We start from the raw sequence: 7636 nt of genomic DNA on the forward strand, positions 1-7636 counted from the left end.
CTCATTCTGCCCTGATAACATCAAGATACGCCCGCATTGCAGCTGCTTCTCCCATGGCGACCGAGTCCGGGATATCCTTTGGTGAGGTGGCGGTTCCCGCCACGTAGATCCCTGGCTTTACCGTGAGCACGGGGCCGAGTTTCTGGTCGGCAACCCCGAAGAACCCGGACTCATCCATCGGGATGCCGAGCATCCGGGCAATCTCCTCGGCCCCGGAAGCAGGCTCGAGTCCGACCGAGAGGACCACCAGGTCCGGGTGGAACGTCTCCACTTCGCCGGTCTCGGTGTTCTCCGCGGTCATCATAAGATGATCGCCCTTTTCGAGCACCTCGCCGGGGAACCCGCGGACGAACCGGACCCCAAGCCTCTTCGCCCGCTCGTAGTACTCCTCGTAACCCTTGCCATACGCCCGGATGTCGTTATAGAAGATCGTGACCTCGATCTCGGGGTTCTTCTCGCGGATGAGCGTGGCGTTCTTCATCGCGTACATGCAGCAGACCCCCGAGCAGTAGGGGCGGCCGAGGGATAGGTCACGGGAGCCGACGCACTGGACGAACGCCACGCTCCGGGGAGGCTTGCCGTTCGAGAGCCTCTTGAGCTTGCCGCCCGTCGGACCGCTTGCGTTAATCATCCGTTCTAACTCAAGGCTCGTTATAACGTCGGGGATGGCAAGATAACGCAGTTGTGTCTTATTTCGTGCATCAAACGTCGTATACCCGGTGGTGACGATGATGCTTGCCACCTCGATCTCGATCAGCCGTTCCTCATCCTCGTGGAGGATTGCTCCCTTGCCGCAGACGTCGTAACAGAGGCCGCACTCGATGCAGTGTGCCTGGTCTTTGATGACGATATCGGGGACCGCCTGTGGGTGGGGCTTGTAGATTGCTTTCCGCACGCCAATCCCGGCGTCGAACCGGTTATAGACCTCGACCGGGCAGATCGCCGTGCAGTCCCCGCACCCGTTGCACTCTTCCTCGATGATGTAGCGGGGATGCTTCCTGACCCTGACCTGAAAGTTCCCAACCTCTCCTTCGACCGACTCGACCTCGGAGCAGGTGTGGATGGTGACGTTGGGGTGCCGTGCCACCTCGACCATCTTTGGAGAGAGGATACACATTGAGCAGTCGTTTGTGGGAAATGTCTTATCGAGTTGGGCCATATGGCCACCAATGGTCGGCTCACGCTCGATGAGATGGACGTGAATGTTGTGACCTGCAAGGTCGAGCGCTGCCTGGATGCCCGCGACCCCGGCCCCGATGACGACGACGTCAGTCATGGCGGTACCTCTCTGCAAGTTTGACGTATTCACGCGCGTTCTGGATGATGCTCTCCTGCTGCTCGGGGGTCGTCTCTCTGACCACTTTCCCCGGCACGCCGAGGACCAGCGAGTTCGGCGGGATCTCTTTTCCCTCAGTAACCACGGCGCCTGCTCCGATGATGGAGCCCTCGCCGACAACCGCACCGTTCAGGACGACGGCACCCATCCCGACGAGCACCCGGTCATGGATGGTGCAGCCATGCAGGATGGCGCCGTGGCCGACCGAGACATCTGCCCCTACGGTGACCGGAAACCCGATCGTGGTGTGGACGACGGCATTATCCTGAATGTTTGATCCCGCTCCTACGCTGATCCGGTCTCTGTCGCCCCGAATCACCGCGCCGAACCATACGCTTACGTCGTCGGCGAGCGTCACGTCCCCGATGACTGTTGCGTTCTCCGCGATAAAGACACGTTTCCCCGCAACCGATCCGCTCTCCATAGTGCTGGTACTATTGGTTGCAGCGATACAAAATGGTCTCCCTCGGCGTGGGGTTGGATGGGGTATGGTGGGTAGGGGTGCGAAAGGGCATACCGGAAGAGCATTGGGGCAGGGTAGAGTTTATGGGGTCATTTGCCGGGGCATGGATGCCTGATGAGCGAGAGGGTCGGGACACTGGATCGTGTGGGGGAGATTTGGGGGCACGTTCCCATTGAACTTCTCGTCCGCTCAGCCTCCTGCATATCCGGCGGACGTCTGTGCATGGGCATGTATACGGCGTTTGAGCATCGTTGAGTTTGCCCGCTCCTGCTTGATCCGCACATCCCTCAACCGGTTGAGCCTGGATGTCCAGCCGGTTGTCTGCTTCCCGAGTTCTTCTCCACACCCTCCCGACCACTACCCATAAAAGCCCTCGCGGCAAATGCCTCTGGATGAAAGTGATGGTCGGGGGGACGTTCGATCCCCTGCATGCTGGACATCGGAAACTCCTTTCCCGCTCCTTTGAACTCGCGGGATCTAGCGGAGAGGTGATCATCGGGTTGACGACCGACGATTTTGCCAGCGCAAAAGTGCACCCCGTCCACCCCTACGACAAAAGGCTCGAAAACATCACCTCGTTCATCCGCGAGCAAGGTTATACCGCAACGTGGAAGGTCGAACCGCTCGCCGACCGCTACGGCAGCGCTCTTGATGCGGACTTCGATATTCTTGTCGTCTCCGAAGAGACCTTCCCGGTTGCCGTGGAGATCAACGAACTCCGTCGAGAACGCGGAAGAAAAAAAGTGGATCTCTATGAGGTCTCATGTGTCCTCGCTGAAGACGGCCGGAGAATCTCGAGCACCCGGATCTACCGGGGGGAGATAGACCGTCAGGGCCGTCTGCTTAAATGATGTAGTTTGCGATCTCGCCCTTTTTGATCAGCCAGTCGCAGTAACGGCAGTGCAGCCCTTTATCGAGGACCTCAAATGTGCTCTCCACCGGCTCGTTCGTGTTCGTGATACAGCCGGGGTTCGGGCACCTGACCACGCCTTTGAGGAGATGCGGGATCTCCACACCTTTCTTCTCCACGACCTGGTAGTCCCGGATGATATTGATCTTTGCCTGCGGCGCAAGCAGGGCGATCCGGTCGACCTCCTCCTTGCGGAGTTCTCTGTTCTCGATCTTGACGATGTCCTTCCTGCCCATCCGCTTGCTCTCGACGTTCGTCGCGATACTCAGGCACTCACGCGTCGACCCGGTGATGCCGAGTATGCGCAAAACGTTTAACGCCTCACCGGCCGTGATGTGGTCGATGACGGTGCCGTTCTTGATCGGGCTGATGATCAGCCCGCCTGACGGGTCCTTCCTGGTCATTTCATCACCTCGTAGAGGAGCGCCATCCTGACGGGGACACCGTTCCTCGCCTGCTCAAAGTAGCGCGCATACGGTGTCTGATCGACCGCCGGGTCGATCTCTCCCGCGCGCGGGAGAGGATGGAGGATCATCAGGTGATCCCGGACGCCGCAAAGGTGATCGGGGGTGATCCGGTAACTGGACGCGACATTATAATACGATCCCGAGTCCGGGAACCGCTCGCGCTGGATCCGTGTGACATAGAGGACATCGAGGTCCCTGATCACCTCCTCGACGTCCTCATGCTCGATCACCTCCATCCCGCGCTCCTGGAGTTCAAGGGTGATGTTTGCCGGCATCTCGAGCCCTCCTGGCGCTATCGTGTGCAGTTTGACACCGTAAAGAGAGAGAGCGAGCGCGAGCGAGTGTGCGGTCCTCCCGTAGCGGAGGTCGCCGAGGAGCCCCACGTCAAGCCCCTCGATAGGCATCGACTGTCTGATGGTGTAGAGATCGAGCAGTGTCTGGCTCGGGTGCTGCCCAGCGCCGTCTCCTGCGTTGATGACAGGGACCGTGGCGAACTCGCTCGCCAGGCGCGCCGCCCCTTCCTTTGGGTGGCGGAGTACAATTGCGTCTGCGTAGCCGCTCACCACCCGGATGGTGTCGGCCAGCGTCTCTCCCTTGACGATGGAACTTGCCTCCACAGAGTCCACGCTGATTGACCGTCCACCGAGTCGGGCCATGGCCGTCGCAAACGACATTCGTGTGCGGGTGCTGGGCTCAAAGAAGAGGAGGGCTGCAAGTTTATCTTCAAGTACCCGGGGATGGTAGTTCCCGGTGTCAAACTCCCGCGCCCGGTCCAGCAGGTAATCAATATCTCTTCGTTCGAGATCGCGGATCGATATTATGTGGTACATCGTGTGGCTACCTTCCGGGGCCCATCTCCGACCGCCGTATCCCGGGCCGCCGTCGGGATCGGGGATTGCCCCTCTTCTCTTAAGAATAACTGTTCACCGCACATCCACTAATACCTTTTTTCCGGCTCCCGTTCACAACAACCTTTCTCATCTTTGCTCCCTAAAACTAGAGAGGAGGCGAACTCGTGTCAGGAGACAAAGAGACATATGCTCCCGAGACCTGCTGCCACTGCGACGGACTCGGATGCACTTACTGCAACAATACAGGTGTCGTGATGGTGCTGCAGCCCTCACAGAAGTGCAGGCACTGCGGCGGCGATTGCTGTATATACTGCGGCTACACCGGGTGGGAACACCCGCTCAAGGAGTATAAGGGGTAGCCCACCTATTTTCGTGCGATCGTGATGTAGCCGCTGTGGGCGACCCTGGTCGACGGCCGGGTCCCGCGGGCGGAGCGCATCAGTTCTCTCTCCATGCACTCGTAGCAGTGGACGTCGCGGAAGAGCGGCGTTGCGGCGTCGAGCGCAGTGAATGTGTGCTCGAGGAACGGCGTGTAGCAGGCGAGGTATCCGCCGGGCGAGAGGATCGAGTAGGCGTGCTCCACGTGCTCTCGCGAAAGACCGAGATCCAGGTGGACGACGTCAAACTCGCCGGTTGCATCAAGCATATCGGCAGCGATCACCTCGACGTTATCGAGACGGGCTTCCCTGATGTTTCGCTCCGCAAGCCGGGCAAACTCAGGGCGCACCTCGTAGGTCTTCACCTCACGGGCAATCTTTCCGAAGTAGATCGCGGCAACCCCGCTCCCCGTGCCGGCATCAAGAACGCGGTCGTCGCGGTTCATCCCGGTATAGGCGATGACCATCCCGATGTCCTTTGGGAGCATGGGGGCTCCGCTCCGTCTTGCGTGAACGAAGAAATCGGTCGGCCGGGGCCGCAGAACGGTGAACGGGACATCGAGGTGAGTCCGGATCTCATCTCCCGGATTCATGCCCACGAGCGCCAGAAGATCGATCATCCCCCGGTCGGTCGAGAACTGCCCCTCGCCCGCCGTCACGAAGTACTCACGGTCTTTGCCGACAAGCAGAAGACGTTCGCCGATCTCGATCATTGCTGCGAGAGTTTCAGGATTGCTTCGGCGATATCGCCGCGGGTCTCGATGAGCGCCGCCTTTGCGTCCTCTTTCGTTGCGCCTGTCTGGGATGCGACGAGGGCGACGTCTTCGTCGGGGATCTCCGGGACGGCCTCCTCAAACCGGGCTTCGCCGCTGAGCTGGTATGTGGTGACCCCCTGCATCGTCGTAGCGATGACCTGGGCATCGTCAAAGACGTAGTTTCCCGAAGACGTGTAGATCACAACCTTCTCGACGCCTTCGATCTCCTCCATCTCCATGCCCATCTGCCTCATCATCTGCTTCATCTTTTTTGGGTTTATCTTGCCTGGAAACATTCTGTTCCTCTCCCCTGTCGTACTTTTACCGCTACACCATAATTAAATGCCAGCATCTCCCGGCCGGAGAGCAGGGCTGTTCCTGTGGCGAGGAGCACGTCGTCGCCGGTCACCACCAGCACCTCATCGCCGGCGCGGATACCCTCGTCGGCGGCGACGACGTGCTTTGCCATCGCGTTCTTCCCGTCCGCAATGAACGGGGCTACGTCCTCCTGCACCGTCACCCGGTAGGCCGGGGGGGCAAGATGGGCGCAAAGACGCGCCGCCCCGGCGAACCCGAGGGTCAGGCGGCCGTCTTGAGCTCTAACGGTTGCAAGCCTCTCCTTCCCGAGCCGCACCTGACGGATGCGTCCCGTCGTCGAGTACTGGAAGGTGGACTCGTCGGGAAATATCGCAACTCCGGCTCCGGCGCCAAATTGGAAATCAGCTATCGTCCGGATCCGCCGAAGCGAACTGTCTTTTGAGTATTCGGTTGACACCATCAACAAACTCCTCCTCTGTATCCCGGGGGATGAACGCCCCGGCCGCGATCTTGTGCCCGCCACCGGCGCCGCCCACCGCCGCCGACGCCTCGACGAGCGCCTGGGCGAGGTCGACCCCCTGACCGAGCGCCCATTCGTTCGTCCGCATCGAGACCTTCGTGACCTCCGGGTCGTCCACCATCGCGGCGAGCACCATCATGGGTTTTTTCCAGTTCAGCTTGGAGAGCGCCATCCCCGCCCCGATCCCGACGATGGTGTCGGGGAACCGGTCGCCGGTATGGATGTACTGGAGGTGCGAGAGTTCAGTCACCCCGTTCTCAAGAATGTACTGGAGCAGGTCGCGGATGATCGTCCGGTGGTGGGCGAGCATGTGTTCAGCCTCGCGGTAAGCGTCGCCGCGATCCCCGTGGCAGATGCAGCTCCCGACCCGGGGCTTTGCCCATCGGCCGCAGGCGTTGAGCAGGGTGGCGTACTCGGAGGCGTTCCGGAGCGGCGTGCGCTCCGGCTCGTCGGGGAAGATGTAGGTCTCGGCGAGCAGGCGGTCGGTCTCTCTTCCGTGTGCGATGAGCTGCTGGGCAAGGGCGCTGATTATCTTGCGCTTATCCTCGAACGGGAGTTCCTCCCAGACAAGCCAGCCGCCCCGGGAGTTCTTCAGCGGAATGCCGAGACGATCGAGGAATCGGAGCGCTGCGTTGGTGTTGTTTGTGATCCCGTCGATGTAGGGGTCGTCACAGTACGCGAGACAGACATGAATGGGGCGGGTGGACGTCCCGTAGCAGTTTAAGTCCCGTTCGTGCACGATGATGTTGCCGTACTCCACGCCGTCCTGGACGATCTCGCGGGCCGGCCCGACGAGCCCGCAATGCTCTCTCGCCATCATATCCCCGACGTTTCCGATGACGGCGAGTTTTGCAAGATCTGTGCCTGTCGGGTCGATCGCCTTTGCGACCAGGTAAGCGAGCCCTGCGGTGCTCATCCTGGTGATACCGTGGTCAAGGCAGTTCACCTGGGGGTAGGGCGTCTCGCAGGGCTGGCTGACGTGGTGGTCGAGGATCAGGACTTCGTCGGCAGAAAGACCGTGCTCCTCAAGGAGGCCTTGCTGCCCTGCCCCAAGATCGGTGAAGAGTTTCAGGGACCCATCCTTTGGGACGTGGCGCATTGCCATCGGTTCAAGCTGGCGGACGAAGACCGACTCGACCGGCATGCCCTCGCGGGTGAGCACCTGCGAGAGGATTGCCTCTGTACTGATGCCGTCGGCATCGATGTGGGAGATGATCGTTACGGAGTCCGCATCAGAGATCAGATCCGCCGCTCTCCGCACGTCGCTATCGAGGCCCATCTCCATAGTAGTGCGTCGTATAAGGTCAATAAAGCATGGGAGTGTGGGGGTTGATGGTGTCAGAGGGGTGGGGTGGGCGGGATTCTGAGGTGACAGGTGGACGATCCGGCACCGGCCGCGGACTAGAGGGACGGGGAATTCCCTCCGTTCAGCGGGACCCCTTTGTCTGTTTATGGAGCTTGTCAGGGACTCGGTGGTGCGGGCAATTGCCAAGGGGTGAAGGACACAGGCCAACACGGTGTAATGCGGGTCGTAATGCAGTGCAACCATAACGATACAAGAACCCGATGCACTGGACCGTGGGGGCATCGCATTTCAGGGGGGAGGAGACAGGGGAGGGGCTGTCTCTTATACACATCT

At 60.4% G+C, this 7636-nt stretch carries 10 protein-coding genes; 2 read left to right on the top strand and 8 right to left on the bottom strand.

Annotated features, from left to right (window positions below):
* Position 1 precedes the first annotated feature (1 nt).
* Both ACI94_RS09235 and ACI94_RS09240 read right to left on the bottom strand, forming a co-directional pair.
* Positions 2 to 1276 (bottom strand): CoB--CoM heterodisulfide reductase iron-sulfur subunit A family protein, encoded by a 1275-nt coding sequence (locus tag ACI94_RS09235; protein WP_066958770.1) that lies wholly within the window; start codon positions 1274 to 1276, stop codon positions 2 to 4.
* Positions 1269 to 1760, bottom strand: a complete 492-nt coding sequence (locus ACI94_RS09240) for a gamma carbonic anhydrase family protein (protein WP_066958771.1) — start codon at positions 1758 to 1760, stop codon at positions 1269 to 1271. Before ACI94_RS09240 ends, ACI94_RS09235 begins: the two co-directional genes overlap by 8 nt.
* 431 nt (positions 1761 to 2191) lie before the next feature.
* Between ACI94_RS09240 and ACI94_RS09245 the strand changes: the two genes are divergently transcribed.
* On the top strand, positions 2192 to 2650 hold the full coding sequence (locus ACI94_RS09245) for a phosphopantetheine adenylyltransferase (RefSeq protein ID WP_066958772.1): 459 nt from the start codon (positions 2192 to 2194) through the stop codon (positions 2648 to 2650).
* Here ACI94_RS09245 and pyrI read toward each other — a convergent pair.
* Both pyrI and pyrB read right to left on the bottom strand, forming a co-directional pair.
* Complete coding sequence (gene pyrI / locus ACI94_RS09250; protein ID WP_066958773.1) at positions 2643 to 3113, bottom strand: aspartate carbamoyltransferase regulatory subunit; 471 nt, start codon at positions 3111 to 3113, stop codon at positions 2643 to 2645. The genes ACI94_RS09245 and pyrI overlap by 8 nt on opposite strands.
* Positions 3110 to 4006, bottom strand: a complete 897-nt coding sequence (gene pyrB / locus ACI94_RS09255; RefSeq protein ID WP_286681346.1) for an aspartate carbamoyltransferase — start codon at positions 4004 to 4006, stop codon at positions 3110 to 3112. Before pyrB ends, pyrI begins: the two co-directional genes overlap by 4 nt.
* Positions 4007 to 4191: 185 nt before the next feature.
* On the opposite strand from pyrB, the gene ACI94_RS09260 reads away from it, so the two are divergent.
* Positions 4192 to 4386, top strand: coding sequence for a hypothetical protein (locus tag ACI94_RS09260; RefSeq protein ID WP_083524871.1), 195 nt, complete (start codon positions 4192 to 4194; stop codon positions 4384 to 4386).
* 5 nt (positions 4387 to 4391) lie between these two features.
* Here ACI94_RS09260 and ACI94_RS09265 read toward each other — a convergent pair whose 3' ends face one another.
* From ACI94_RS09265 to ACI94_RS09280, 4 genes are read right to left on the bottom strand one after another with little or no spacing between them, the layout of a single operon-like run.
* Entirely contained in the window at positions 4392 to 5117 is a 726-nt protein-coding gene (locus tag ACI94_RS09265; protein ID WP_286681347.1) for a tRNA (adenine-N1)-methyltransferase, read from the bottom strand.
* Positions 5114 to 5455, bottom strand: a complete 342-nt coding sequence (locus ACI94_RS09270) for a nascent polypeptide-associated complex protein (RefSeq protein WP_066958776.1) — start codon at positions 5453 to 5455, stop codon at positions 5114 to 5116. The genes ACI94_RS09265 and ACI94_RS09270 overlap by 4 nt, the downstream gene beginning before the upstream one ends.
* On the bottom strand, positions 5437 to 5937 hold the full coding sequence (locus tag ACI94_RS09275) for a PUA domain-containing protein (RefSeq protein WP_066958777.1): 501 nt from the start codon (positions 5935 to 5937) through the stop codon (positions 5437 to 5439). Before ACI94_RS09275 ends, ACI94_RS09270 begins: the two co-directional genes overlap by 19 nt.
* Entirely contained in the window at positions 5879 to 7276 is a 1398-nt protein-coding gene (locus ACI94_RS09280; protein WP_286681348.1) for a DHH family phosphoesterase, read from the bottom strand. Before ACI94_RS09280 ends, ACI94_RS09275 begins: the two co-directional genes overlap by 59 nt.
* Between the last annotated feature and the right edge of the window lie 360 nt (positions 7277 to 7636).

Source organism: Methanoculleus sp. DTU007 (assembly GCF_001512385.1).
GTDB classification, from domain to species: domain Archaea; phylum Halobacteriota; class Methanomicrobia; order Methanomicrobiales; family Methanoculleaceae; genus Methanoculleus; species Methanoculleus thermophilus.

Bases quoted from the DNA above. Each gene is read 5' to 3' on its own strand.
- ACI94_RS09280 (WP_286681348.1), bottom strand. From the start codon at position 7,276: ATGGGCCTCGATAGCGACGTGCGGAGAGCGGCGGATCTGATCTCTGAT.
- ACI94_RS09245 (WP_066958772.1), top strand. From the start codon at position 2,192: ATGAAAGTGATGGTCGGGGGGACGTTCGATCCCCTGCATGCTGGACAT.
- ACI94_RS09235 (WP_066958770.1), bottom strand. From the start codon at position 1,276: ATGACTGACGTCGTCGTCATCGGGGCCGGGGTCGCGGGCATCCAGGCA.
- ACI94_RS09265 (WP_286681347.1), bottom strand. From the start codon at position 5,117: ATGATCGAGATCGGCGAACGTCTTCTGCTTGTCGGCAAAGACCGTGAG.
- pyrB (WP_286681346.1), bottom strand. From the start codon at position 4,006: ATGTACCACATAATATCGATCCGCGATCTCGAACGAAGAGATATTGAT.
- ACI94_RS09275 (WP_066958777.1), bottom strand. From the start codon at position 5,937: ATGGTGTCAACCGAATACTCAAAAGACAGTTCGCTTCGGCGGATCCGG.
- ACI94_RS09240 (WP_066958771.1), bottom strand. From the start codon at position 1,760: ATGGAGAGCGGATCGGTTGCGGGGAAACGTGTCTTTATCGCGGAGAAC.
- pyrI (WP_066958773.1), bottom strand. From the start codon at position 3,113: ATGACCAGGAAGGACCCGTCAGGCGGGCTGATCATCAGCCCGATCAAG.
- ACI94_RS09270 (WP_066958776.1), bottom strand. From the start codon at position 5,455: ATGTTTCCAGGCAAGATAAACCCAAAAAAGATGAAGCAGATGATGAGG.